The following is a 23,257-nucleotide window of genomic DNA, read 5'->3' as shown; positions in this document are numbered from 1 at the left end:
CTCCCGTTATCCGCCGGCGTGCAGACCGGCTGCCAATTCGGGCTCTTGGTCAACCGGATCGCCACCAGCTTGGCAAAACATGAACTCTGCGGCAATCAAATCAACCAAGGCATCGCGCCCCTCAAGGCCAAGCCCGATCGCGTAGGAGTCAAGATCATCCGGCACCCTCTGGTCAAGACGCGTTTCAAAATACCAGATCAAGGCGCGCGTCCGGGTTGCAGCGTCGCTTTGATCCGGCAACAGCGCCGCTTTGCGCTGCGCCCGGTCACGCAACGCGCTGTAGTCGCCCGAACGTCTAAGCTCGGCCAGCAGCGCGGCATCCATTGTCTCGGCCAGCGTTTGGATTGCGATATCGACACGGGATTTGTCGGCCAGCATCGCCTCGTACTGCGCAAGGGTCAGGTCATTTTCTTCCAGCCATTCGAGCAAATCCGCGTGGCGGGGTAGCCGGGCCTCCAGCCGATGTTCGGTCATCTGCTTGACCACGGCGTCTTTATCCGGGTCCAACCCCTGTCGGCGGGTCTCGTCCTTGGACAGCAAGCCTAACGCTGCGCGATCACGCAGATGCGCGTAGAGAACCGGATCAAGCCGCAGCTCATCCACCAACGCCCGCGCCTCGCTATCCTGTTGTGCGGCTTCCCCATCCACACGGGCGCAGAGGTCACGCCAGACCAGCGTCCGTTCGGTGCGATGTGCGCCCGCCGCATCCGTTCCGGCATTCAGATAGCGGGCCATCTCAGCCAGCATCGCGCGGGCGTCATCCCCTTTCGCATCCACCTGCCCCTCGGGTAACCATCGTAGAAAGGGTTGCGGGTCAGAAGTGCCCTCAAGGATGCGATCCCAAACCCGGTCACGGTAGTGCAAGTCTTTCGCCTTTTGCTGCAACGCGTCGCCCGTCTCTGACGACAACACACCCGCTGTCTTGGCTTGCGCAATGGTGGCGCGGATCGAGACCATAGGCTCGCTCAGCGGTGGAAAGCCAAGCTCGGCAGGGCCGTGCAGCACTGCCACTTCGTCGTCATCCTCGATTGTGCCGCTCAGGTAGTCCTCGAATATCTGCCCGATGCCGATCATCCCGAAATCCGCCAGCTCTGCCGCGCGCAGTGCACCCATGCTGGCACTGCCAAAGACTGGTACACCTTGCTCCAAGGCCCACAGGATTTCCTTGTGCCAGACCGAGGGCACCCCGTCGAAATACCCGTCTATAATCCCGATGGCACGCGGCTTTTCCCGCACTGCCCGATACACATCGCCCTGCTGAACCGGGGGTAGGATAGTGGCGTTCAGATGTTCGCGCACGGCTTCGGCCCGTAGCGTCGGCCCGACAAAAACAACCACACTCATGACATCACCGCTCGCGCACGGGGGCCTGCGACAAAGTCGGGATCGTCATGGGGCGCTTCCAAGCCCGGTATCACCGCGCGCACCACTGCGATGTCAATTTCGGGTCGCGACAGATCAACAGTGACCACCTGATCTATGCCTGCCTCGGACAGGCGCGCCAGCAACAAAGACAGGTCATCCGTGAAAGATCCGGTCACGTAGGTTGGGCATTCGGTGAAATCACCGATAGGCGCCGAGCCATCGATCAGTTCGCGGATGTATCCGCTGCGCCAGTTCCGGGCAGTGTCTGAGAACTCTTCCGGGTCCAGATCATCCCGCGCCCCTGAGATATAGGTCAACCGTGTTTGCGCCGCTTCGGTCAGCGCCCGCAGTAGGGCAATGGCGCGATCCGGGTGGCAGCCGTCGCCGATGCCGATATGGCCCGTGGTGCCTCCGCCCTCACATATCGCGCAGCGAAAGCTGGCGATGCCGATGTCCGAGGTCGTGTCCCAGATTCCCAAATCAAGCCCCGCCGCAGAAATCTGTTCCATCGCCTGAAGGCAACGCGGGTCGTCCACTGTACTGGGATTAACACGCGGGGTTGCGCCCTGATGGTGCCACAGCGTTGTGGCGTCACGCTCGATCAACTCGCACATCGCGTGGCAACTGGCTTCGGTCACGTTGTTACCGGACGCCAGCCCGTTTGTCGTTCGCGGAAACGCCCGCTGCCCAGCCACGGGCGAGGTGGTATAATCGGTGTCCACCATCTCATACGGCACCCAGCAGGGCTGGCCCGAGGGCAGATCGCGCCCCAGCACCCACAGTATCGCCTGATGAGGGTCGAACTGCCCGCCGGTGACGCTGGGCAGACGGTCGGCATCGACCACATACTCCACCGCCAGATCAGCAAAGCTGGACAGCCGTAGCGGCAGTTCGATCCGCTCTGCGTGCCAGGATTCAATCGCTTCCATCACGCCCGAAGCCCGGGCTGCGCTCAGCGACAGCCCCTTGCCCAGCGACACCGCGACCGAGCGCGAGTTTGGCCGCGTCACCATCACTGTCGGCAATCCAACCCGGTCCAGTCCCGTCAGGTTGGCGATCCGGGTTATGCCCATCTGCTTGAGGAATGGTTTGACGATGGCCAGGGTCTCTTCCGGGTCGCGCAGCCGGTGGGTGTCTAGCACATAAGACTTCTGCGAATTCCCGGACATCCAAATGACCTTGCCAAATATCTGATAAACCATCGTAACCCGCCGGGCGGATCATGTTGGCGTCAGGATGCGGGATGAATGCGTAGTGGTCAACCGCGCACCGGCCCGGCAATCCACGCTTGCATGACCCGCGCGCTGCCGTTAAACGAGCTTCCGCATCGCCTCAATAGCTCAGCTGGTAGAGCAGGTCCTTCGTAAGGACAAGGTCGGGGGTTCGAGTCCCTCTTGAGGCACCATCCTCTTGCGAAAAGTCTTACCCGCGCTCAGATACTCAGCTCGATACGCGCGCCCAGAAACCGCGATACCATCGCGTTTGTTTTGGCACGTGGGGTCAGGCATAGGGCGGTTGAGAGCCCGTCTGCCAATGCTGCCTGCGGGGCTGAGATTGATACAGCCTGATAGGTCGCACCCAACCCTTTCGGGTTCAGGATATGCCCCTGATCGCCCTGCAGCATGGTGCCTTCGGGGGCCGAGGTTGCGACGGCGCGGTTCTGCAGTGTGATCCGTTTGGCGACAGCACCGTCGGGCTTGGCCAGCCCGACGCGCCACGGCTCGCCATTGCTCCGCTGGCCAAGGGCGGCGACCTCGCCCATATCCACCAGCACATCGCGCAGATCGAAGGATCGCATCAAAGCGGCAATCCGGTCAGTGATCGCACCTTGAGCAATCCCGTTCAGGGTAATCGCCGAGCGTCCGGGTTGCGGCAGGCGGATCTCACCGGCGCTTACGTGAACCTTGTCCCAACCAATCGTCTGGCGCGCGTGTTCCACTTGCGACCCCGCCGCGCCACTGGCGAGCGCTAGCCACAGAGGCTGGATCGTCGGATCAAACACCCCGCCCGAAGCGTCGTGAAGCGTGGAACACAGGCTCAGCACCTCCAGCAGCTCAGGCGCCGGGGTGACCAGGTGGCCGATCCGGTTAAGCTGACTGATCTGCGAGTGCGTCCGGTAGAGACTAAATATATCCTCCAGCCGATTCAGCTCTGCTTCGACCGCAGCAAAGATCGGCGCGGCCTGTGCGTCCGTCGAGCCTTCCAGCCTCAGGCTGGCGGGTGCGCCCAGCGCGATACCGCGCCATTGGGCGACGTTGCCAGCAGCAGCGGGTACGGCGGCGCAGGCGGCTGAGATGGCCAGGAAACGGCGGCGGGTCAGAATGGTCATGCGGGCGTCTCCAGCGCGAGGTTCAAATCGACGGGGCCCAGCACTTCGGCATCGGGAATATCAGACAGTGGCAGGGCGGCGCCGCCATATTCGGCAATGAACGCCTCTGCCGCAGCGTGGTCGCCAAAGGGCACGACTTCTCGCGCACCCATGCCACCGGCCACATCGGCGCCGACGACAAAGGTCGCACCATCGGCTGCGATCCAGTTGGAAATCCCCGGTTGCCGCCAGCTGGGCGCGACGCTCATGTCACTGACATAGGCAGCGGTGATCTTGGCGTCACGTTCGGGGCTTTTCAGATAGGCCAGCATGTCGCGCACCTGCGCAAAGAACAAAGGCGCGGGATAGCCTTCCAGATGGATCTGCCCTTTGGGCCCGCCATGTTCCGCGATGTTCATCTGGCAGAAATAACTCAGCGCATCCGGGGTGAGATCAACCGGGTCGGGGGCCTCGGCCACCTCTTCTTTGCAGGCCGTCAACGCGACCAGAGCGATCAGGGCAAGGTATCTCATGGCTCAACTCTCCGAAATGCGAGACGCGCAAGGGCAAAGCCCAGCACCGGCCAGATCAGCAGCGAGGCGGGCGCGGCCCAGACCGGCAGGGCCTGCGCGGCTCCGGTCATGCCGGAGGCCATGGCAACGCCCTCGGTTGCGGCGATGTTCCACAAACGGAATGCGTCGGCCGGGTTGGCCACCATCACCCATGGAAAGACGGATTGGGTGAAGGTGCCGCCCTTGTCCATGACGACGGCCCCCAACAGGCCCAGATCATAGAGGACGACAAAAACCAGCCAGAGCCCGGCCGACAAACCTGCCGCCGCCGTGGCCCCCTTTGCCAGGGCGGACAGCAGGTATCCAAGCGCCAGAAAGACGGCGCCCAGCAGGATTGATGTGAGGATCAGGCGGACCAGAGCCAACAGGCTTTCTGGCCCCGCGCCGCCAAAGAAGGCGGCCACCGCGCCAGCGGTGCCGAAACCGATGGTCATGGCAAAGGCCAGCGCGGCCAGGTGGGCGGTGAACTTGCCCAACAGGATTTCTCCGCGCCCTGCCGGGTAAGACAGCAGCAGTGACAGGCTACCGCGATCCACGTCGCCCGCGATGGCGTCAAAGGCGATCATCAGCGCCAGCAGCGGTGCAAGATAGACCGAAAGCGTGGTCATCGAGGCCACCGAGACGGTCAGCATGTCGACTCCCAACGTGCCGGTTGGTGCGCTGCCCGCAAAGGTCAGCGCCAAGGCGAACAGAACCATGATCAGTGTTGCGACCAGCAGCCAGCGGTTGCGACGCAGGATCAGCATTTCTGTGCGGGTGATGGCGAGGAAGCGGGTCATTGCAAATCCTCCTGTGCGTAGTGGCGATAGAGGTCTTCCAGCTTGGGCGGGGTGATTTCCACATCCGCCACAGCGTCGCCCAATCCGGCGATCCGGCGCAGCGCCTCCATCTTGTCTTCGGGTGCGCAGAGCAATTCAACTGATGCTCCGTTGATCCGGTTGCCGCCCAGTTCAGCGGCCAGCACATCCGGATTGGCGCTGGCACGTACTTTCAAGCGGATCGGCAGACCGGCCAGAGCCGAGAGGTTGTTCAGAGTGTCATCGGCGACCATCCGACCCTTGCGCATGATGGCGATCCGGTCGGTGCGCGCCTCGACCTCGGTCAGCGCGTGCGAGGCAATCAGAACGGCGGTGCCTTGGGCAGCCAGTTCGTCGATGATGGCGTACAGGTCCTGCCGAGAAATCGGGTCCAACCCGCTTGTCGGCTCATCCAGCAAGGCCACTTTCGGCTGACCCAGCAGCACCTGCGCCAGACCCAAACGTTGCCGCATGCCTTTGGAATAGGTGCCGATCCGACGGTCCAATGCGTCGCTGAGACCAACGCGCTCCAACAGGCCGGGCACGTCGGCTTTTGCACCCGAAAGGTGCGCAAACAGGGTCAACTGCTCACGCCCGGTTAGCGCGGGATGAAACGACACCGCTTCGGGCAGATAGGCCGTCTCGCGACGCGCCTGAGCACTACCGGGGGTGGCGATCCCGATCCGAATGGCTCCGCCATGGATCGGCGTCAGGCCGAGGATGGATTTGATTAGGGTCGACTTGCCTGCGCCGTTATGGCCCAGCAGCGCAACGCGCTGACCAGGGGCAAGAGACAAGGTGATATCGTCAAGAACGCGGGTTTTTCCACGGTCCTTGAGAACATGGTCGATTGACAGGGCCTTATCCGTCATGAGGCACCTTTTTCATAGCTGGGGGTTCAGGGGCTTGCATCAATGGGTTGCTGTCCATCACGCCGCCCGGCAACAGCGCCGGGAAGGCCGATTGCGACCAGCGCACCAGCTGCACGGCAGGGGAGCCGAGCAACAGTTTGGCTGAGGGTTGGGTCCACAGCACATGGTCCATACTGTCATTGGGGCGATAGGGGGCATCGGCAATGCCGTTGCCATCCACATCATAAGCGGCGAAATCGGACCAGTAGTTGCCGCGCCCGTCTTCGGACCACTCGACCCATTTGGTCGAGACGTATTTCACCTGCGTCCGGTTCCCGATGAATGAATTGCCAACGATGCGGTTGCGCTCGCTGCCGGCGGTAAAGTGGATGCCGATGCCGCACCCCTCTAACCAGTTATCAGTGAACTCGTTCTTGTTCGAGTTATAGAGGAAGGTGCATTTCTCTTTCGCACCTTTCACAACGTTTCCGGTGATGGTGCTTTTGTTGGCGTAGTTCAGCATGACGCCATGTTCGCGGTCGCCGATAGAGACGTTATCGGCCACGGTCACATTGGTCGTGAACATCACCGCGTAGCCCAGATCATTGCCGATCGAGACGTTGTCGCTGACCACCGAATTGTCGGCATACATGTAATGCACGGCAAAACGCAGATCGCGAAACAGGTTGCCGGTGAAGGTGTTCTTCTTCGACGAGTTTACAAAGATTCCGTCGCGGCCATAGCGGATATCGTTGTCCTCAACCACCGCACCCGGCGCGTTCCAGACATAGACGCCATTGCCACGCTCGTTCATGCGCTGGTCTTGCCGCCCTTCAATCCGGTTTCGCCGGACGATACTGTCCTTGGCCCCATGGATGTCGATGCCATAGAGATTGCCCAGCAGCACATTGTCTTCGACCACCGGCGCATGGGCCGTCTTGGTCAACTGGATGCCGCTGTCGATCCCGTCATGGTCCGAGCCCGATCCGATCACCGTCAGACCGCGCACGGTCACACCCGGCCCGGTCACGGTGATGACGCTGCCTTCGCCTTGTCCGTCGATGGTGGCCTGTCCCAGCCCGTCAATCGTGACGGGCCGGTCCAGAACCAGCGTTTCTGTGTAAACGCCGGGGCTCAGGCGGAGGGTATCCCCATCCGCCGCCTGCGCCAGTATCTCGTTGATGGCCCCTGCCCGGTTGGGCACATCCCAATCCGCCGCCCAAAGGGGCGAGCCGAGCAGGAGCGGTATGAGCAGGGACCAACGCATGGTTATGCGCTCCGCGGCTCAACGAACATCCGGCCGCGCATCTCCATGTGCAGCGCGTGGCAGAACCACTGGCAATAGAACCAGTGCACGCCCGGACGGTCGGCAATGAAGGTGACCGAGGCGGTGGCCTGCGGCGCAACCTCCATCGCGATGCCGAAGTTCGACAGGCACAACCCGTGGGTCACGTCATCCACGTCATCCAGGTTGGTGACATACAACGTTACCTCGTCACCCTGCTTGACGGTGAACTTCTCAAGGCTGAACACCGGCGCGGTCGAGGTCATGTAGACCCGCACCTTGTTGCCATCGCGGATCGGCTCCTCGGCACCCTCTTCCAGATCGACACCATCAGCCTCGGCCTGTTTGCGGGCATCTTCCCACATCGGGTCGTTGCGATCCCAGACATTGACCGGGTTCACCTTGGACCGGTGCACGAGGATCGAGTCATGCGGTTCCGCAAAGGTCGGCCCGTCATGGACCACCTTCATCTTATCACCCGAGATGTCGATCAACTGCTCGTTTTCCGGCTTCAGTGGCCCGACGTTCAGGAAGCGGTCTTTCGAGAACTTGTTCATCGAAATCAGCCACTTGCCATCAGCCTCAGCCGTTTCGCCCATCGAGGTCGAATTGTGGCCCGGCTGATAATGCACATCCACTTTGTCGAGGATTGGATCAACATCCGCACCACCGTAGGCTTCGATGGCCTTGGCGATATCCCACTTCACCACCTGGCTGTCCAGGAACAGGGTGGTGTAGGCGTTGCCTTTGCCATCAAACGCGGTGTGAAGCGGGCCAAGACCCAGCTGCGGTTCCGCCACGATGGCCGAGCGTGGATCGGCATTGTCGGCAAACAGCGCATCGACCTTTTCCACATCGATCACCGACACGGTCGGGGACAGTTTCCCGTTGATCATGATGTGTTTCTTGTCGGGTGCTGCGTTCACTCCGTGCGGCGAGTTCGGGATCGGGATGTAACGGGTCAGGTTACCGCCCGCCTCTTTGCGCCCGTCCACGACCTTGACGCCGTTCAGCTCCTGATAGTTGCCAGCAGCAATCGCGTCTTCGATGCCTTTCAGGTTGAACACGACCACGTGGTCCAGCTCATTCTCGGTCATCTCGGCCAGGTTCATACCCATTTCCGAGTTATACGAGGTCGAGAATGCGTATTTGCCCTGATAGTCGCAGTCAGTGTTGTCGAGGTTGCCCGACACCATCACCTGCCATGCGATCTCCATCGTGTCACCGTCGATGGCAGTGAAGATGTTCACATATTGCGACGGATCATCGAGGATCTCGCCATCATTGACCAGCGGTGCCTCGTGTTCGCCATTGGCGAAGATATAGCCGGTGCGCGGGTATTTCTGCGGACGCAGACCGTGGATGTCATGCGCGTTCGGGATTTCGATGATCTTGTCGCATTTCATCACGTCGCAGCGGATGCGCGCGACGCGTGTGTTGGCCTTGTCATTCATGAACAAATAGCGGCCATCATAGGTGCCATCGGTGAAGGACATGTGCGGGTGGTGCAGGTCGCCATTGTCGTAGGTGACTTTGCCATTGGCGGCCAGGTACTGCTTGGTCTCTGGCAGCAGCCCTTCGGTCAGGATCTTCAGCGACTCGTTGGTCTGGCCCCAGCCGGTGGCCGAGCAGCGGTTGAATACCGGAATGCGCATCAACTCGCGCATCGACGGCACGCCGAGGATACGCACCTCGCCGGTCTGACCCGAGGACCAGAAGCCGTAATATTCGTCCAACTCGCCGGGCTCCAGCGCGGCATTGGCGGCGGCGCTGGCCTCTTTCGCGGTCATCAGGGTGCTGCCCAGACCGGTTCCGGCCAACACGGCGCCGGTTGCAGAGGCACCCAGCAGTCCGCGGCGTGTGACATTCAGTTTCTTATCGTGTTCCGACATGATCGTTCCTCCTTTTTAGGAAACGGTTTGCGGTTTGGCGTTCGGATGGTTCGCCGGTGGTTGTCCGAGGGGGTTTTTCGGTTGAACCGACCCTGTCTTGGCCCGCCGTTTCAACTGGCGGATAACGACGGGACATTTGTCCTCGGACTGGTAGAGCACCTGACAATGCAGGCAGGTGACGCACTCGTTCGGATTGATCTCACCGGTTGGGTGGATCGCCTGAACGGGGCATTCGTTGGCGCAGGTCTGACAGGGGGTGCCGCAATCCTTGTAGCGGCGCAGCCAGTCGAACATGCGGATACGGGCAGGGATCGCCAGCGCACCACCCAAGGGGCAGAGATAGCGGCAATAGAACCGTTCGATGAACAGCCCGATCCCCAGCAGGGTCAGCGCAAAGACCACGAAGGGCCAGTCGCGCATGAACTTCAGAATGATCGCGGTCTTGAACGGCTCGACCTCGGCATAGGTTTCAGCCAGCGGGATCGAGACAAAACTGATCCCGAACAGCACGAGGAAGATCATGTATTTCGCGGGCCAGAGCCGCTCATTCAGGCCCCAGGGCAGTGTCCATTGCGGCACCTTGAAGGCCCGCGCGATCTTGTTGGTCAGTTCCTGCAGCGCGCCAAACGGGCACAGCCAGCCGCAATAAGCACCCCGACCCCAGAACAGCAGCGCGGCAGCGACAGCGAACCATTGGATGAAGACCAACGGGTCCAGCAAGAAGGCATCCCAAGAGAAGCCGGTGCGCAAGCTGCCTGCCAGCGCCATCAGGTTCACCACGCTCAGCTGCGCATTGGCGTACCAGCCGATGAAGAACAGCGTCATGGTCAGGTATCCGATGCGGAACCAATAGAAGACGCGGGCGTTCATGGTGGCGTGGAACTGGAAGAAGAATGTCGCTGTCAGCACCAAAAGCATGACGCCCAGCACCCCGATCTCAACCGTGCGATCCTTCCAGATGCGTTTCCAAAGCGCGGCCTTGGCTGCTGCCTCGCCGGTGGCGTCATCGACGACTACAGGGGCCGTAACGGGCAGCAGATACTGCTCGGGCAGTTTGTAGCCCAGATCGAAGGTCAGAAAGGTCTTCTCAACCGCGCCCACAGCCCGCTGCGCCAACAGTTGCAGGCGGAAGGGCTCGGCCGGATCAAACTCGGCCTCAGCGGGGATCTTGAAGATGTCCAATTCCGTGAAGCTTGGGGCATCGGGTGCCGCAACCTTGCCCAACCGGCGCTGCTGCTTGTCGAAGAATCGCACCGAATTGTCGCCTTGGATCAACTGAATCCGGTCGAAAATCCCGCCCCGGACATAGCCCGAGCCCTTGAAGCTGTAGGCCCCACGCCCCAGCACCAGAATAGCCTGCTCGCCTTCGTCCAGCCAGTCGACCATGTTTTGATATTCGGCCTCACCCAGCAGCGACTTGCCGATCGACGGCACGGATACCAACGCCATATGCATATCAATATAGGTGTCATCGGGTTCGCCGGGTTCAGGGCGTTTGATGGCGCGCTGATCTCCGGTGGCTTCGAACGCAGCGTTGACCTGCCCGATATCCAGCGTTAGTCGCCGGACCGAGCCGTCGCCGGACAGGGTGGTCCAGTCGTATACCGCATCCTGCGCCAGATCGACTTCGCGTTTCGGCCCATCGGCCTGCAGCGGAGACAAACCGCCCAACCCCAGCGCCCGCGCCACCTTGATGCCGCCGCGCACAAGACTGTCATCAATCACCATGATCGTGACGGTGGCCCCCGAGATGATATCGAGGTCATGCCCCTCACCGCCGGTTTCAGCCTCAACCTTCAAGTCCAGACCGGCATAGCCTTCGGTCAGCTCAACCATGCGCGCGTTGGGGATGCCAATCAGAACGATGGGCTCCGAGTGTTTGACCAATTGCACACCGGTTAGCACCGCTTGATCATCGATGGCGGCGACCACATGGATCGGTTTGCCGGAATAGCCGGTGGTGCCAACGAAGTCAGAGGTTAGGAAGGCCCAGGCAACGGTCTCGCCGGCCTTCAGAACGGGTGCAACCGGAACGTCATCGCGGACCGGCCCAATGGCATCAGCACCGGGGGCCAGATCGGCGGGTTCAATCTCGGGCAGGAAGCTGGCGAGGCTGTCGGCATGGGCACTGATCGCCATCAGGCAGGACAGGGCAAGGGCCAGCATTATATGGATTGCGCGACTTACGGCCACGGCGCATCTCCTATACTTAGGGTGGACGCCATGGACGCGCGCAGGGCGCGTTCAGCAGTTTCTTGGGTCGGGCGCGGAGGTCCCCGGGTTTCGGGCCACAGCTTATGCGACTTGTACAACATGGAAGATTTGCTGTTCTGAAGCTGTACAACACGGAAGTTTCCGATTTGCGGTATCTGCACCAGCTCGGGTGCGGGCGCTGCACTGGTGACAGCGCACAGCGCGCAATCGGCGCATTTTGGGCAGTACGCGGTCGGGTCTTCGGTGTCCTCCTCAAGATCAACTTCAACCCAGACCGCGCCGCCTTCCGAGCAGATCTCCATCCAGACACTTTCACCGGGACTCGCCAGCGCCGGTCCAAAGGCCTGCAACAACAGAAGGAATATGCCTGCCAACCCACATGCCGCGCGAGTTGCGCGTACAGGGAGATTGTGCAGAGGGATCAGGGCAGGCATGGAGTCTCCGACTCGGAAAGCTATGCCTTTGGGGTATTGGATTCTACCGAGTCGCGACTTGACTTAGGTTAGGTGAAGCAATTTTCTGATTGTCTTTTCAAATCAATCGTCTGCCTCATCCATCAGGCCACGCACCCAGCGCCCTGCCAGCCATGAGGCGGGCACGCCCAAGGGGATGGACCATAAGATCGCAGGTACTGGTTCAATGGCACCAAACCCCGCGCTGTGCAGGATCAGCCCAGCCAGAAACAGGTTGATGGCCACGGTCAGAGCCGTGGCAGGATAAAGCAGGATGGCCAGCTTCCAGACCGGCCATTTGCCTTCAGTGGCTGGTGCCTTCCGAGAAGGTGATTTTGTTCCAGACATTGTACTTCCCAGACGGTTTGCGCATCGGCAGGCGGCGGACCTCTTCCAGCGTTTGCGCGTCATAGACGATCACCGCGCCGTCATCTTCCCAGATCGAAACCAGCGCGTGACTGCCATCCTTGGTGAATTCTACATGCGCCACGGTCTTACCCTGCGCGGGGCGCAAAGTTCTCACGATTTCAAGGCTTTGCTTGTCGATCACGTGCATGGCATCCTTGTTCGGGCCAAAGAACACATCGGCCCAGACGTAAGGCGAGTTCTCATGGCTGCGCATGAAAAATCCTGGCCCTTCGGTTTTGATCCGCTTGACGGTTTCCCATGTTCCCATGTCGATCACCGAGACCGTGCCATCGGTCAGATGCGGCGTCGCCATCACGGTGGTGTCGCCCTGCTGCCAGGTGATCCCTGAACCTAAGTGAGGCATCCCCGGCAGGTCCAGATCTGCGATCTTATGACCGATCACCAGATCAATCACCTGCCCGCCCTTGCCATCACGCGAGGCGCCCATAACGTATTCATAACTTTGATCGAAAAAGAAATCGTCCAGATAATCAGGCGTGGTGATCTTGCGCACGGGGAACGGGTCGGGGTTCTTGAACTGCCCCTCGATGCGGAAATCGTGGCCTATACCGGATTGCGGCGGGTTGGCCCCGTAGAACACCTCCCAAATCTCAGGGACATCCTTCAGCGCCAGAACAAAGCTTTCGCGCGGCGGTGCCTGATAAACGGCGGAAACACGGCTGGGAACGCCCTTTTTGCTTTTGACTTCAATGACTTTCGCGACCGACAATTCCTCTGTCGACAGCAGGGTCAGTGAGTTCGGTAAATAGTTCGCTACTGCCACCCATTTGCCGTCACCCGACATGGCGATGTTGCGGCTGTTTAACCCCGCGCGCACGCGGCCCACCTGTTTCAGCGCCCAGATATCATATTTCTGCACCCAGCCATCGCGCGACATGATGAAGACATAGCGCCCATCGGGGCTGAACTTCGGCCCACCATGCACGGCGAACGGGGTTTCGAACCGATCCAGAACCTCGAACGTATCGCCGTCCAGCACACTGACATGATGATCGCCTGTTTCCACCACCAGCGTGATGTTCATCGGGTCGCTGTCCCAGACAGGCGCGTCAACCGATACGTACTCATCATCCAGAGTCCGGCTGGCCATGATATCGGCCTCGCCCCATTCGGGATCGGTCTCCAGCGGAGATTTCAACCATCCCGCCAGTTCCTCGATCTGCAACGCGTCCAACACGTGCGAAAACGCAGGCATCTGGGTGGCCGTACGCCCTTCGGCAATCACCGCCGCCACGCGTGGCCCACGCATCCGTTTCAACGTCTCGGGGATCAGCGCCGGACCGACCCCACCCAGACGGTTTTCACCATGGCATGAGGCACAGAATTCGGCATAATCCAAAGGTGCATCAGCCCAAGCTGCGCCGGTCAGCAGCAGCGAGCAGAATGTGCCGATTTTCAAGGTGTCAAAAGAATTGATGCGCCGGATCATGGCTTTTCCCTCGGAACGGCGTGACCTGCAGACGCTCGCCTGCGCCCTGCACGCCGATTTCTTCGTTTGATAGATAGCAGGCCGGGTCCTCGGCCCACGGGTCGCCGGTCAGTTGCAAGGCACGGATGCGGGTGTTGCCACCGCAGACATCCTTTAACTGACAGGCCCCGCAACGCCCCTTCAAAGGACGCGGACGGGTGCGCAGCATGGCGAGCATCGGGTCATCGCTGGTCCAGAGTTCCGAAAACGATTTGGTCTTCACATTGCCAACAGTGTAATCGGACCAATAGGTATCGGGATGCACGCGGCCGAGGTTGTCGATATTGGCCACGCCCAAACCGCTAGAGTTGCCACCCCACGCCGCAAGATGTTCCCGCACATTGGCAGCTTTATCATGGTCGAAATGCGACCGAACCCAGTTCAGGAAATACCCGGCATCGGCATCGTTATTGCCAGTCACGATATCCAGCGGACGGCCGCCCGAGACGGCTTCCCACGCACGTTCCAACAACAAATCCAAACCCTTACGGGTGCGCAAATGCTCGGCATCCTCGCCTCGGTTCTTGTCACCGCGCCCGGCATAGACGAGGTGAGACAGGTAGAACTTGTCGACACCCTCATCGTCGCACAGTTGCAGCAGGTCAGGCAGGTGATGTTGCGTACCTTCGGTCAGGCAGAACCGCAGGCCCACCTTGATACCGCGTTTCTTACATTCGTGTACGCCGCGCAGAGCATCGGCAAAAGCCCCTTCGACGCCCCGGAACCAGTCATTCGTGGCCCCGATCCCGTCTAGCGAAATGCCGACATAGTTGAAGCCCACGTCGGCGATCATGTCGGCGGTTTCGTCGTAAATCCGCGTACCGTTGGTCGACAGTGCCAGCATCGGCACCAGATCGCGGGCGCGTTTGGCGATGTCGAAGAAATCGAACCGGTCCAGCGGTTCCCCACCCGAGAGGATCAGGGCCGGGACGCGGAATTGGCCCAGATCCTCAAGGGTTACCATGGCTTGCTCGTGACTGAGCTCACCGGGGAACGCGACATCTGCTGAAACTGTGTAACAGTGGCGGCATTTCAGATTGCAGCGCCGCGTCAGGTTCCAGATCACTACCGGCTTCACCGGGCCGGGACGGCGTCTGCGCACCGGTGTCGGTTTGACGAGCTGCTGCATGTATTCGGTCAGGCGGAACATGTCTCAGCCTTTCTTTTTCAACCGCAGCCCTGTCTTCTTCAGGATGCGCGTGGAATAGAGGATGTCCTTGGCCCGGCAGGCCTCGCCCAGAATTGCGAAGATCTCGGCGCGTTTTTTCTCGACTTCGTCCCGGTCAGAGCCGTGGACCATGGCGAACAGGTTATAGGGCCAATCGGGCAGGGCGCGGGGACGTTCGTAGCAGTGGGTGACAAAGGGCAGCGCCCCGATCTGAGTGCCCAATTCCGCAATCTGGCTGTCGTCTACATCCCAAACAGTCATCCCGTTTGCCGTCATCCCCAGCTTGTAGTGGTTCGGAGCGGCGGCGATACGGCGAATTACGCCGCGCGATTTCAGCTCTGCCAGACGATACAAAAGGGCATCCTCGTCCAACCCAAGTGTTTCGGCAACGGCTGCGTAAGGCGCAGGCACAAGCGGCAGACCGCTTTGCAGCGCTTCGATAATCTCTCTGTCCTGAACGTCGATCATGCTGCCACCCGGAAGCCGATGAAAAATTCCTGTAGTTTGGGGAAACGGAGAACTTCTATCCCCGTTTCCCGTTCGATCGCATCAGCGGCGGCCTCGATCCCCTCAGGCGTTTCGGTGGCCAGCACGAACCACATGTTCAGCCGGTGCGTACGCACATAATTATGGGCAACCTCGGCGTGCGCATTGACTTTGGTCAGGACGGTTTCGAATTCATCTTCTGGCACGGCCATGGCGCACAGGCAGAACGCTCCACCCATTGCAGCGGCGTCGAAAAACGGGCCGAAACGTGTGATGATCCGCTGCTCTTTCATTCGTGCGAGACGGGTTAGGAGTTCGTCTTCGGGAATCCCAAGTTCCTGGGCTACACTGGCAAAGGGATGCGTGGTCAGCGGCAGGTCATCCTGCATCCGGTTCAGGATTACGCGGTCGGTTGCGTCCATCGTCATGCTGCTGCCTCTTTCGGTTGGATCAACGCGCCGGTCTGTTTGAAACAACGGGTCGAAAACAGCACCTTGTTCCGTGCGCCTGCCAGTTCGGGCAGAGCGGCGGCTGCGGCCAGAACCTCCATCGCTTCGGGGCGCGAGCGTGCATGGATCATGGAATAGAGGCGATAGGGCCAGACATCCTTGACCGGGTTGCGCTCATAGCACAGCGTCACGCCGGGATAGGCCGCCAGCGTTGGTCCAGCCGTGTTCACCTGTTCGGGCGGCATGTCCCAAACAACCATCGCATTGGCTGACCAGCCGAGCGCCCGGTGGCGCACGATAACCCCGAGACGAGAGATTATGCCTGCTGTTTGCAGCGCTTCGATACGTCCCATTACGTCGGAATCATCTCTGCCCAGGGTTTGTGCCAATGCGGCATAAGGAATCTCTGTCAGGGTCAGGCCCGAGCTGAGCGCCTGCAGCAACTCGCGATCTCCGGGCTGCATGGCTGAACGATCCACCTTACGAAGGCCAGGAACATTGCGTGTTTTTCCCGACATACGGAAGCCCAAATCGACGTTGAATGGACGTACGAGGCGCAGGTCCAGAACCCGCAGTCCGGAACGCTGAGATATCCGTGCAAGGGTGTCATCGACATGGGTGCGATCCGGGCCGGTTGCGACGAACCAGAGGTTCCAGTCATCCTCCCGCTGGTAGTTGTGGTTCACGCCCGGTTCGGCGTCAATCAGGGCTGCAATCTCTTCCAACCGATGTTCGGGGGCCGCAACAGCGGCCAAGGTGCTGGCCGAAACCGCGCCCGGAGCGATGGTGGCACCCACGCGTGTAATCCGCCCGGTGGCCTGCATGCGAGTTAGGCGATCAATCACCTCGGCTTCGTCCAGCCCTAGCAAAGACGCCAACACCTGAAACGGACGCTCTATTATCGGAAAGTCGCGCTGAAACTCGTCCAGCAAACGGCGGTCGATTGGATCGGTGATGTGTTGCATGTCAAAGCCCCATTCTGTGCGCCCGAGCGGTGAAGAAGATGCCGGATGGGCTGTCGGCGTCGATCTCGCGCAGTTTTTCAAACGTTTGCGTGTCGTAGACCATTACCTTGTTGGCGTCGCGCACGCTGATCCAGACCTCATGCCCTCGCGGAGTGAACTCCATATGCAGTACGGCAGGGCCGGGTTTGAATTCGTGAATGATCTCCTTGGTCACAGAATCAATAACCTGAATGGTGTCGTTCAGAGGGTGGGCAAAGTTCACCCAAACCTGCCGCCCATCAGGACGCGCCATGGCAAAGACTGGCTGACCATAGGTTTTGGTGCGCCCGGTCTCGGTCAGTGATTCAGCATCGATCCACAGCACCTCGTGATGGCCGACGGCGGGCAGAACGAACTCACGACCCGTCAGCGCCCAGCCTTCGAGGTGAGGCATCTTGTAGACCGGCATCTCCTCTTGCCCGCGCCCATAGTTGGGCAGCACGCGGATGGGTTCGGGCGTCTCGGCCCAAAGGTCCAGCGCGGTCAGGCCATCTTCGCCAAACAAGCCGGTGATATAGGTGCGGCCATTGGCGGTGATCAGCGCGTCATATGGGTTCTTGCCCATTTCGGGGATCTTGGTGATCGCGGGTGCGCCGTTGGAGAAATCAGCAATCCAGGTCTCGCCCGTGTCCCACATGGTGAAGACGAACCGGCGGCCGGGTGCATCGACCAATCCGATGGTTTTGCTGTCGGTAGGAATGTCCGCGACCATCTCTAGCGTGTCCGCATCGAAGACGCGTACACCGCCAGGTTCATAATTCGATACAGCGACCAGCTCGCCGTCATCCGAAATGGCACCGCCAATGGCGTTGCCCGCCTGCACGACCCGGTTCACGATCTGGCGGGTGACGATATCTACCTTGGTCAGGCCGCCGTCTCGTCCAAATACATAGGCAAAGCGTTCATCGGGTGAATAGACCAGCGAGGCATGGGACAGATCGCCCAGACCTTCGATCCGCGCCAGCGCTGCGCGGTCGGATTGGTCCACCAGAAGAACCGAGCCCTTGGCGCGTTCGATCACAAGTCCTAGGTCGCCGGTCGCCGTGGGTTCAGCCTGGGCGGTGGTCATCATAAGGGTGGCGGCGAGGGTAAGGATGAGCTGTTTCATTGTGCCTCCTGTGCCAGCAGGTAACGGGCGATCCATTCGGCCTCTTCTTCGCTGATCAGAGGCCGCCATGGGGGCATCGCGGTGTCGGGGATGCCGTCGAGGATCACGCCGGTCAGAACGTCCGCGTCGTAGTGCTCCAGAGTCTCGGATCTCAGATCAGGGCCGAGGCCGCCTTTCAGCGATAACCCATGGCATGAGCCGCAATCCTGATGGACAAGGCGTTTCAGTGCGTTGGGGTCAAGTGTGTCAGCAGCGAAGGCCGTGGTGGCAACAAGCACTGCGGAAGTGAGAACAGCACGTGCCGCCCATCCTTTGCGTCCTCTCACAGCCGGTTGCTGTGCCGGCCTTCTGGAACCGAACTTAGCCATGCGCCTGCTCCAAAAGGTCGGCCAAAGGCCGTTCTGCGTAAAGTGAAACTACCTTGCCGATGATGAACAGCGTGGGCGCCTTTAGCCCGGCCTTGCGCACATCAGCGGCCAGCCGATCCAGCCGGGATACCATCCGGCGCTCATCAGGTGTGGTCGCTTTGCCAACCGCCAAAACCGGAGTTGAGCCGGGCAGGTTCTCGGTCATCAGTCCCATGGCGATCTGGCCGATATTGGCGACGCCCATATAGACGACTAAGGTCGAGTCCGGGTCGGCCAGACGTTTCCAATCCAGATCCAGCACCTTGTCGGCCTGTCGGTGCCCGGTGACATATTGCACCGATGTCGCCAACCCGCGATGGGTCAGCGGCACGCCTGTCGAACAGGATGCCCCCTGCGCTGCGGTAATGCCTGGCGCGTATTCGACTGGGATTCCGTTTGCCATCAGGTGCGCGGCCTCTTCCGAGCCGCGTCCGAAGATCATCGGGTCACCCCCCTTGAGGCGAGCAACGGTGTGACCGGCGCTGGCTTCCTCGACGAGGATTTCGTTGATGCGATCCTGCGGCACGGTATGACACTTGGGGGCCTTCCCAACCGGGATCAGCCGTGCGCCATCAGCGTGCAGATTGAGGATATCGGCCGAGACCAGACGGTCATAGACCACCACGTCCGCCTCTTGCAGCATCCGCAGCGCGCGCAGGGTCATCAGTTCGGGGTCACCGGGGCCTGCGCCAATCAGAAAAACCTTACCGCTCATGTGCAAACTCGCTTGGTCTGAATGTCTTCGGAGCCCGGAATTCCTGCGCGATCAGGGGACGTTGCTGGGTGAGCCGGGCGTGTCATGCGGCCAGACTGGCGTAATCGGAAAGGAACCTCCTTGACTAAAGTTAAGGAGCGCGGGAATTGCCCCGCGCTCCTTTCGGCTTGCCTGTATGATTGCCTCGGCTCAGGGTTCGACGGTGATCATGCCGATCATGTTCTGTGTCTCCCAATGTGGGCCACACAGATAGTCCTGCGGACCCGGGGTGAGGAAGGTCAGGTCAACCGTCTCCTCAGGAAACAAACGATCGCTTTCGGGCTCGCTGCCGTCTTTCAGTAGGACCGAGTGACTGGTGCGCTTATCGACATTCACCCAGCGCACGGTTGTGCCCGGTTTCACGGTTAGCTCGGCTGGGCAGAACGTGTATTTGTACATCAGCACCACATCGGCATCCTCAACGGCGGAGGAGGGCTGACCGAACAGCTCGACATAGCGCTCTTCGGCTTCGGCACACAGCGCGGCGGTGTCCTCTGCCCATGCAGGCGCGGCCAGAAGCAGCAGCGCAGGGAGAAGGTGTTGGGGTTTCATTGTCCAAGTCTCCTCTTTTAAGCGGAAGGGGCCGGATCGCCCGGCCCCTCTTCCTTATTGTTTGACGACGTTGATGAAGGCGTTGTCGTCGTCCAATGCCAGGCTGGTATCCAGCGTCACATGGTGAAACCGTGCGGCGGCAAAGTCATCGTGGATGGCAAAGCCCACCGTATAGGTCTGACCGACCTCCAGCGGCACGTCACCAGCTGCGCCCGAGTTCAATGGGCGGGTGAAGACCACGGTCCACATACCTGCATCAAGGCTGGCAGAGGCGGCGATCTCACCGTCATTGACCACGCGCTGTTCCAGCAGATAGCCGTTGGTGGCGCTGCCATCTGCGTAGACGCGCATCAGGTCCAGATAGGTGCCATCGGCCAGATACTGCTCGATCTGATCGGCGGCCTGCAGCTTGTCCCAGCCACCCAGCGCCTTACCGCGGCGGCCTTTGATCTCGACCTCGGTGCGGCTTTCGCTGATGTATTTGGTCACAGTGTCCTGCGTGCTCAGCCGACCCGAGACATCGCCATTTGCGGCAATCGCCTCGGCACCCGGGTCAAAGGGCATGTAGCTGTTGTCTGCATGGCACGAGGCCCAGCAGCCGACCTGATCGCCCAGCTCAATCCCAGTGCCGGTGATCATCATGGCCACCTTGATCTGGTTGTCCGGGTCCATCTTGCCGCCATCGACAAAGGGGGCGGGGTTGTGGCCCGCATCCGGCCATTGCAGACGGATATACAGGGTCTCATCATCATGCGCGGCTTGAACGGTGGCGTCTATAACGCCGCGTTTGCCCGGGATCGGGGTTGGTTCCAGATCCCCACCGGCCACGATCTTGTTGCCGATCGCGTCCAGTTCGGCAGCGTGACAGGTGGTGCACTTGTCTCCGCCCTTGGTCAAAGGACGTGCTCCGCCGTGGGATCTGCCGTTCTGAACCCATTCAAACGAGGCCTGACCGGGATAGAACAGTTTCATATCTGCACCGGGGACAGCGGCCCAATCGATATTTGTGCCAACATCGCTGCCGCCACCTGCCGGGGCTGCGGCATCTTCGCCAGAAGCTTTGGCACGCTCTTCCGCGACGGCTGCGTCAACCGCTGCTGCGATCTGGGCCTGAACAGCCTCTTGCTGGGCTACACGCGCGGCTTTCTCAGCCTCGGCATCGGCGGCTTCTTTGGCTTCGATCCGCTCGAGACTGGCCAGATATTCGGCGGGGATTTCGCGAATGAAATCTGGGTTCGGCGCTTCAAGCTTTTCCAGATACTCTTCGTCGGCCCGGTCGCGGGCGTCCGAATGCGCAATCCCCTTGTGGCAGTCAATACAGGTCTGACCAACGGTCATCGCGTTCAGGTGCTGCTGACGGGCGCGGGGTTTCTGGAACTCGGGCATCATCGACTCGAAGTCATGGCAGTTGCGGCACTCGCGCGAGTCCGTGGATTTCATCCGCTCCCATTCATTCATAGCCAGATGCACGCGCTTGGCTTCGAATTTCTCGCGCGTGTTTATCGTGCCGACCACCTTGCCATACAGTTCTTTGGACGCCTTGATCTTACGGATGATCTTGTGAGTCCAATCCTTGGGCACGTGACAGTCGGAACAGACCGCGCCTACGCCCGAACGGTTCACGTCGTGGATTGTGCCGGTGTATTCTTCGTAAACGAAATCTCGCATCTCGTGGCACGAGACGCAGAATTCCTTGGTGTTGGTAGCTTCCATAGCGGTGTTGAACCCGCCCCAGAAGATGATGCCGGCGGCAAAGGCCGCAGCGATCCCGGCCACGGGCATTCCCCACAGGAAATACCGGCGCCAGATTGGTTTTTTCTTTTCCGGTTCGGAGGTCATATCCGGTCTCCGTTTTGGCTTCTTTTTCTGGCCCTGGATGTCAGGCCTGTGGATTTGGCTGATGAGTCAAACGAGGAAAGGGCGGGCGAGGGGCCCGCCCTTTCCGGTGCTGAGTACAAAACCCGTCAGGTGACGTGGTTCGAACGGTTGTAGACGTTGAACTTGCCGGTGGGTGCAAACAGTCCCTTCACGCGGCCGATCTCTTCCAGCGTCTTGGCGTCGAAGATCACGATCTCGCCATTTGGCTCTTTCGAGGTCGAGCGGTTCCACTTGGACACCCAGACCTCGGATCCGTCTTGGTTGAACTCGAAGTGGACGGCGACGTTGCCTTCCTCTTCTGTGATCTGGATCGTTTTCACGATCTCACCGGTTGCCTTGTCGATGACCTGCACCGATTGCTGGATCTCAGGCTCGGGGTGCTTGGTCTGGTCGGCCCAGATGTAGTCCGAGTTCGGATGGGTCCGGATGAACAGACCGGGTCCGTCGGTTTCCACCTCATAGCAGACCTTCCAGGCATCGTCCGGGCGGCCTTCGGGGTCGTTGCCCCAAACGGTAACCGTGCCTTCGCCCAGGTGGGTCGTACCGGCAACAGGACCGCAATTCGGGTCATCCCAGTTGGCGCCCGGGCCGGGGTGCGGCAGCGGCGCGGTATCGATCATAGCTTCCAGCTTATGAGTCTCGGTATCGACCACGACCATCTTGTTCGACGCGTTTGCGGCGATCTGGAAATAACGGCCGGTCGGATCAAAGAACCCGTCATGCAGGAACTTTGCGCTGTCGATCTTGTCGATACGCAGGTTGTCCAGATCGGAGTAGTCCACCTGCCAAAGCTGACCGAGCTCCTTGACGGCCACGATCCATGTGGGCTCGTTCGGGGTGGTGTAGATGGCGGCCACGCGGGCCTCTTCCACATAATCCCCGTCCACGTTGTAACCCCGGGTCGAGACAACCTTTTTCGGCTCCATGGTTTCGGCGTCGACGATGGCGAAATGAGGGGGCCAGTAGGCGCCACCGATGACGTATTTACCGTCACCCGATACCGCCACGTCGCGCGCGTCATAACCAATGGTAACCTCGGCAACCAGCATGTTCTCGGGGTTCTGCCACAGGTCGATCTTGGTCATCTTCCCGTCGCGGCCCATGGTGTACCAGAAGCGGCCCGGATTTTCGGGTTCTTCCAGTTTATGGTGCTCGGACGCTTTCAGGACGTGCACGGCGTAACCGGTCGGGATATGCGCCAGCACCTCTTTGGTGTCGCCGTCGATCACGGCCACTTTGCCCACGTCACGTTCGATGACGACAAAGAAGTTTTCCCAGTTGCGGCCATGCAGCGGCTCGGTCGGGTAATCTTCGGGTTCGACATAGACCTTGCGGGTCGCCATCATCTGTTCAAGCGACATTTCCGGCGGTTGGGGCGGCTCCATCTGGATGTAGGTCGCCATATCGCGGATTTCTTCTTCGGACATCACGTCCGAGAAGTTGTTCATCCCGCCTTCGGTGCCCCATGCGATGATTTTTTCCAGTCGCTCCTGCCCCAGTTTCAGGGTGCCAGACTCGGTTACGGTACCATCGTCATTCTTCGTTTCAACCAGAGGCTCAAGGCTTTTGCCGGTTGCCCCTTTGCGCAACACACCGTGACAACCGGCGCAGCGCTCAAAGTAAAGTTGTTTTGATGATTCAAAGGCTTCCTTGCTCAGGGTTGGCTCTTCGGCAAAGACTGGCGCAGCGACGCTGCCCAGCAACATTGCCAAACCGACCCCTAAGGCGCGGCCAGTTCTGTTGTAGCTGATTCCAAGTGACATGATCACTCTCCATTTGCTGGTGAGGCAGGTCCTAGGGTGAAACATCACGCGTTTG

The 23,257-nt window shown here is 60.3% G+C and carries 22 protein-coding genes and 1 tRNA gene; 1 reads left to right on the top strand and 22 read right to left on the bottom strand.

Features of this window, described 5'->3' with window-relative positions; all coding sequences use genetic code 11:
* Nucleotides 1-6: 6 nt before the first annotated feature.
* Together ACR0MJ_RS17780 and ACR0MJ_RS17775 are read right to left on the bottom strand one after the other, a co-directional pair.
* The gene (locus ACR0MJ_RS17780) at nt 7-1,344 is read right to left on the bottom strand and encodes a TfuA-like protein (RefSeq protein WP_480762008.1); all 1,338 of its coding nucleotides are present in this window, start codon (nt 1,342-1,344) and stop codon (nt 7-9) included.
* A complete protein-coding gene (locus ACR0MJ_RS17775) occupies nt 1,341-2,567 on the bottom strand; it encodes a YcaO-like family protein (protein WP_480762005.1) in 1,227 nt (408 codons plus the stop codon). Before ACR0MJ_RS17775 ends, ACR0MJ_RS17780 begins: the two co-directional genes overlap by 4 nt.
* Before the next feature lie 127 nt (nt 2,568-2,694).
* Between ACR0MJ_RS17775 and ACR0MJ_RS17770 the strand changes: the two genes are divergently transcribed.
* Nucleotides 2,695-2,770, top strand: a tRNA-Thr gene (locus ACR0MJ_RS17770).
* A 27-nt stretch (nt 2,771-2,797) separates the two neighbouring features.
* On the opposite strand, the gene ACR0MJ_RS17765 is transcribed toward ACR0MJ_RS17770, so the two are convergent.
* From ACR0MJ_RS17765 to ACR0MJ_RS17670, 20 genes are all read right to left on the bottom strand, one after another.
* Nucleotides 2,798-3,694 (bottom strand): FAD:protein FMN transferase, encoded by an 897-nt coding sequence (locus ACR0MJ_RS17765; protein ID WP_480762001.1) that lies wholly within the window; start codon nt 3,692-3,694, stop codon nt 2,798-2,800.
* Nucleotides 3,691-4,206, bottom strand: coding sequence for a nitrous oxide reductase accessory protein NosL (locus ACR0MJ_RS17760; RefSeq protein ID WP_480761998.1), 516 nt, complete (start codon nt 4,204-4,206; stop codon nt 3,691-3,693). The genes ACR0MJ_RS17765 and ACR0MJ_RS17760 overlap by 4 nt, the downstream gene beginning before the upstream one ends.
* Nucleotides 4,203-5,024 carry an ABC transporter permease gene (locus ACR0MJ_RS17755; RefSeq protein ID WP_480761994.1) on the bottom strand — a complete coding sequence of 274 codons (822 nt, stop codon included), beginning with the start codon at nt 5,022-5,024 and terminating at the stop codon, nt 4,203-4,205. Before ACR0MJ_RS17755 ends, ACR0MJ_RS17760 begins: the two co-directional genes overlap by 4 nt.
* Entirely contained in the window at nt 5,021-5,914 is an 894-nt protein-coding gene (locus ACR0MJ_RS17750; RefSeq protein ID WP_480761990.1) for an ABC transporter ATP-binding protein, read from the bottom strand. Before ACR0MJ_RS17750 ends, ACR0MJ_RS17755 begins: the two co-directional genes overlap by 4 nt.
* A complete protein-coding gene (locus tag ACR0MJ_RS17745) occupies nt 5,904-7,160 on the bottom strand; it encodes a nitrous oxide reductase family maturation protein NosD (protein ID WP_480761989.1) in 1,257 nt (418 codons plus the stop codon). Before ACR0MJ_RS17745 ends, ACR0MJ_RS17750 begins: the two co-directional genes overlap by 11 nt.
* A gap of 2 nt (nt 7,161-7,162) precedes the next feature.
* Nucleotides 7,163-9,070 (bottom strand): TAT-dependent nitrous-oxide reductase, encoded by a 1,908-nt coding sequence (gene nosZ, locus ACR0MJ_RS17740; protein WP_170398107.1) that lies wholly within the window; start codon nt 9,068-9,070, stop codon nt 7,163-7,165.
* A gap of 15 nt (nt 9,071-9,085) precedes the next feature.
* The gene (locus tag ACR0MJ_RS17735; RefSeq protein ID WP_480762073.1) at nt 9,086-11,236 is read right to left on the bottom strand and encodes a 4Fe-4S binding protein; all 2,151 of its coding nucleotides are present in this window, start codon (nt 11,234-11,236) and stop codon (nt 9,086-9,088) included.
* Between the two features lie 17 nt (nt 11,237-11,253).
* Nucleotides 11,254-11,718, bottom strand: coding sequence for a DUF2946 family protein (locus tag ACR0MJ_RS17730; protein WP_170513563.1), 465 nt, complete (start codon nt 11,716-11,718; stop codon nt 11,254-11,256).
* Nucleotides 11,719-11,820: 102 nt separating this feature from the next.
* A complete protein-coding gene (locus ACR0MJ_RS17725; RefSeq protein ID WP_170398115.1) occupies nt 11,821-12,084 on the bottom strand; it encodes a hypothetical protein in 264 nt (87 codons plus the stop codon).
* The gene (locus ACR0MJ_RS17720; RefSeq protein WP_480761986.1) at nt 12,041-13,594 is read right to left on the bottom strand and encodes a cytochrome D1 domain-containing protein; all 1,554 of its coding nucleotides are present in this window, start codon (nt 13,592-13,594) and stop codon (nt 12,041-12,043) included. Before ACR0MJ_RS17720 ends, ACR0MJ_RS17725 begins: the two co-directional genes overlap by 44 nt.
* Nucleotides 13,569-14,783, bottom strand: coding sequence for a heme d1 biosynthesis radical SAM protein NirJ (gene nirJ, locus ACR0MJ_RS17715; RefSeq protein WP_480761983.1), 1,215 nt, complete (start codon nt 14,781-14,783; stop codon nt 13,569-13,571). The genes ACR0MJ_RS17720 and nirJ overlap by 26 nt, the downstream gene beginning before the upstream one ends.
* 3 nt (nt 14,784-14,786) lie before the next feature.
* The gene (gene ahbB, locus ACR0MJ_RS17710) at nt 14,787-15,269 is read right to left on the bottom strand and encodes a siroheme decarboxylase subunit beta (protein WP_170664125.1); all 483 of its coding nucleotides are present in this window, start codon (nt 15,267-15,269) and stop codon (nt 14,787-14,789) included.
* Nucleotides 15,266-15,715, bottom strand: a complete 450-nt coding sequence (locus ACR0MJ_RS17705; RefSeq protein ID WP_480761979.1) for an Lrp/AsnC family transcriptional regulator — start codon at nt 15,713-15,715, stop codon at nt 15,266-15,268. Before ACR0MJ_RS17705 ends, ahbB (ACR0MJ_RS17710) begins: the two co-directional genes overlap by 4 nt.
* Nucleotides 15,712-16,701, bottom strand: coding sequence for a siroheme decarboxylase subunit beta (gene ahbB, locus ACR0MJ_RS17700; protein ID WP_480761977.1), 990 nt, complete (start codon nt 16,699-16,701; stop codon nt 15,712-15,714). Before ahbB (ACR0MJ_RS17700) ends, ACR0MJ_RS17705 begins: the two co-directional genes overlap by 4 nt.
* A gap of 1 nt (nt 16,702) precedes the next feature.
* Entirely contained in the window at nt 16,703-17,848 is a 1,146-nt protein-coding gene (locus ACR0MJ_RS17695; protein ID WP_480754814.1) for a cytochrome D1 domain-containing protein, read from the bottom strand.
* Nucleotides 17,845-18,216, bottom strand: a complete 372-nt coding sequence (locus ACR0MJ_RS17690; RefSeq protein WP_480459890.1) for a c-type cytochrome — start codon at nt 18,214-18,216, stop codon at nt 17,845-17,847. Before ACR0MJ_RS17690 ends, ACR0MJ_RS17695 begins: the two co-directional genes overlap by 4 nt.
* Nucleotides 18,209-18,970 carry a uroporphyrinogen-III C-methyltransferase gene (gene cobA, locus ACR0MJ_RS17685; protein WP_170566650.1) on the bottom strand — a complete coding sequence of 254 codons (762 nt, stop codon included), beginning with the start codon at nt 18,968-18,970 and terminating at the stop codon, nt 18,209-18,211. The genes ACR0MJ_RS17690 and cobA overlap by 8 nt, the downstream gene beginning before the upstream one ends.
* 189 nt (nt 18,971-19,159) lie before the next feature.
* Complete coding sequence (locus ACR0MJ_RS17680; RefSeq protein ID WP_170408094.1) at nt 19,160-19,561, bottom strand: plastocyanin/azurin family copper-binding protein; 402 nt, start codon at nt 19,559-19,561, stop codon at nt 19,160-19,162.
* A 54-nt stretch (nt 19,562-19,615) separates the two neighbouring features.
* On the bottom strand, nt 19,616-21,400 hold the full coding sequence (locus ACR0MJ_RS17675) for a NapC/NirT family cytochrome c (RefSeq protein ID WP_480562909.1): 1,785 nt from the start codon (nt 21,398-21,400) through the stop codon (nt 19,616-19,618).
* Between the two features lie 125 nt (nt 21,401-21,525).
* The gene (locus ACR0MJ_RS17670; protein WP_170398146.1) at nt 21,526-23,202 is read right to left on the bottom strand and encodes a cytochrome D1 domain-containing protein; all 1,677 of its coding nucleotides are present in this window, start codon (nt 23,200-23,202) and stop codon (nt 21,526-21,528) included.
* Nucleotides 23,203-23,257 lie beyond the last annotated feature (55 nt).

The sequence above is a fragment of the Ruegeria sp. C6 genome (genome assembly GCF_056537625.1).
This window is presented reverse-complemented; position numbering and strand designations above follow the sequence as displayed.

Bases quoted from the DNA above. Each gene is read 5' to 3' on its own strand.
- ACR0MJ_RS17680 (WP_170408094.1), bottom strand. From the start codon at position 19,561: ATGAAACCCCAACACCTTCTCCCTGCGCTGCTGCTTCTGGCCGCGCCT.
- ACR0MJ_RS17695 (WP_480754814.1), bottom strand. From the start codon at position 17,848: ATGAAACAGCTCATCCTTACCCTCGCCGCCACCCTTATGATGACCACC.
- ACR0MJ_RS17745 (WP_480761989.1), bottom strand. From the start codon at position 7,160: ATGCGTTGGTCCCTGCTCATACCGCTCCTGCTCGGCTCGCCCCTTTGG.
- ACR0MJ_RS17720 (WP_480761986.1), bottom strand. From the start codon at position 13,594: ATGATCCGGCGCATCAATTCTTTTGACACCTTGAAAATCGGCACATTC.
- ACR0MJ_RS17690 (WP_480459890.1), bottom strand. From the start codon at position 18,216: ATGGCTAAGTTCGGTTCCAGAAGGCCGGCACAGCAACCGGCTGTGAGA.
- ACR0MJ_RS17765 (WP_480762001.1), bottom strand. From the start codon at position 3,694: ATGACCATTCTGACCCGCCGCCGTTTCCTGGCCATCTCAGCCGCCTGC.
- ACR0MJ_RS17730 (WP_170513563.1), bottom strand. From the start codon at position 11,718: ATGCCTGCCCTGATCCCTCTGCACAATCTCCCTGTACGCGCAACTCGC.
- ACR0MJ_RS17725 (WP_170398115.1), bottom strand. From the start codon at position 12,084: ATGTCTGGAACAAAATCACCTTCTCGGAAGGCACCAGCCACTGAAGGC.
- ACR0MJ_RS17670 (WP_170398146.1), bottom strand. From the start codon at position 23,202: ATGTCACTTGGAATCAGCTACAACAGAACTGGCCGCGCCTTAGGGGTC.
- ACR0MJ_RS17775 (WP_480762005.1), bottom strand. From the start codon at position 2,567: ATGGTTTATCAGATATTTGGCAAGGTCATTTGGATGTCCGGGAATTCG.
- ahbB (WP_170664125.1), bottom strand. From the start codon at position 15,269: ATGATCGACGTTCAGGACAGAGAGATTATCGAAGCGCTGCAAAGCGGT.
- ACR0MJ_RS17705 (WP_480761979.1), bottom strand. From the start codon at position 15,715: ATGACGATGGACGCAACCGACCGCGTAATCCTGAACCGGATGCAGGAT.
- ACR0MJ_RS17780 (WP_480762008.1), bottom strand. From the start codon at position 1,344: ATGAGTGTGGTTGTTTTTGTCGGGCCGACGCTACGGGCCGAAGCCGTG.
- ACR0MJ_RS17750 (WP_480761990.1), bottom strand. From the start codon at position 5,914: ATGACGGATAAGGCCCTGTCAATCGACCATGTTCTCAAGGACCGTGGA.
- ahbB (WP_480761977.1), bottom strand. From the start codon at position 16,701: ATGCAACACATCACCGATCCAATCGACCGCCGTTTGCTGGACGAGTTT.
- nosZ (WP_170398107.1), bottom strand. From the start codon at position 9,070: ATGTCGGAACACGATAAGAAACTGAATGTCACACGCCGCGGACTGCTG.
- ACR0MJ_RS17675 (WP_480562909.1), bottom strand. From the start codon at position 21,400: ATGACCTCCGAACCGGAAAAGAAAAAACCAATCTGGCGCCGGTATTTC.
- ACR0MJ_RS17760 (WP_480761998.1), bottom strand. From the start codon at position 4,206: ATGAGATACCTTGCCCTGATCGCTCTGGTCGCGTTGACGGCCTGCAAA.
- ACR0MJ_RS17735 (WP_480762073.1), bottom strand. From the start codon at position 11,236: ATGCTGGCCCTTGCCCTGTCCTGCCTGATGGCGATCAGTGCCCATGCC.
- nirJ (WP_480761983.1), bottom strand. From the start codon at position 14,783: ATGTTCCGCCTGACCGAATACATGCAGCAGCTCGTCAAACCGACACCG.
- cobA (WP_170566650.1), bottom strand. From the start codon at position 18,970: ATGAGCGGTAAGGTTTTTCTGATTGGCGCAGGCCCCGGTGACCCCGAA.
- ACR0MJ_RS17755 (WP_480761994.1), bottom strand. From the start codon at position 5,024: ATGACCCGCTTCCTCGCCATCACCCGCACAGAAATGCTGATCCTGCGT.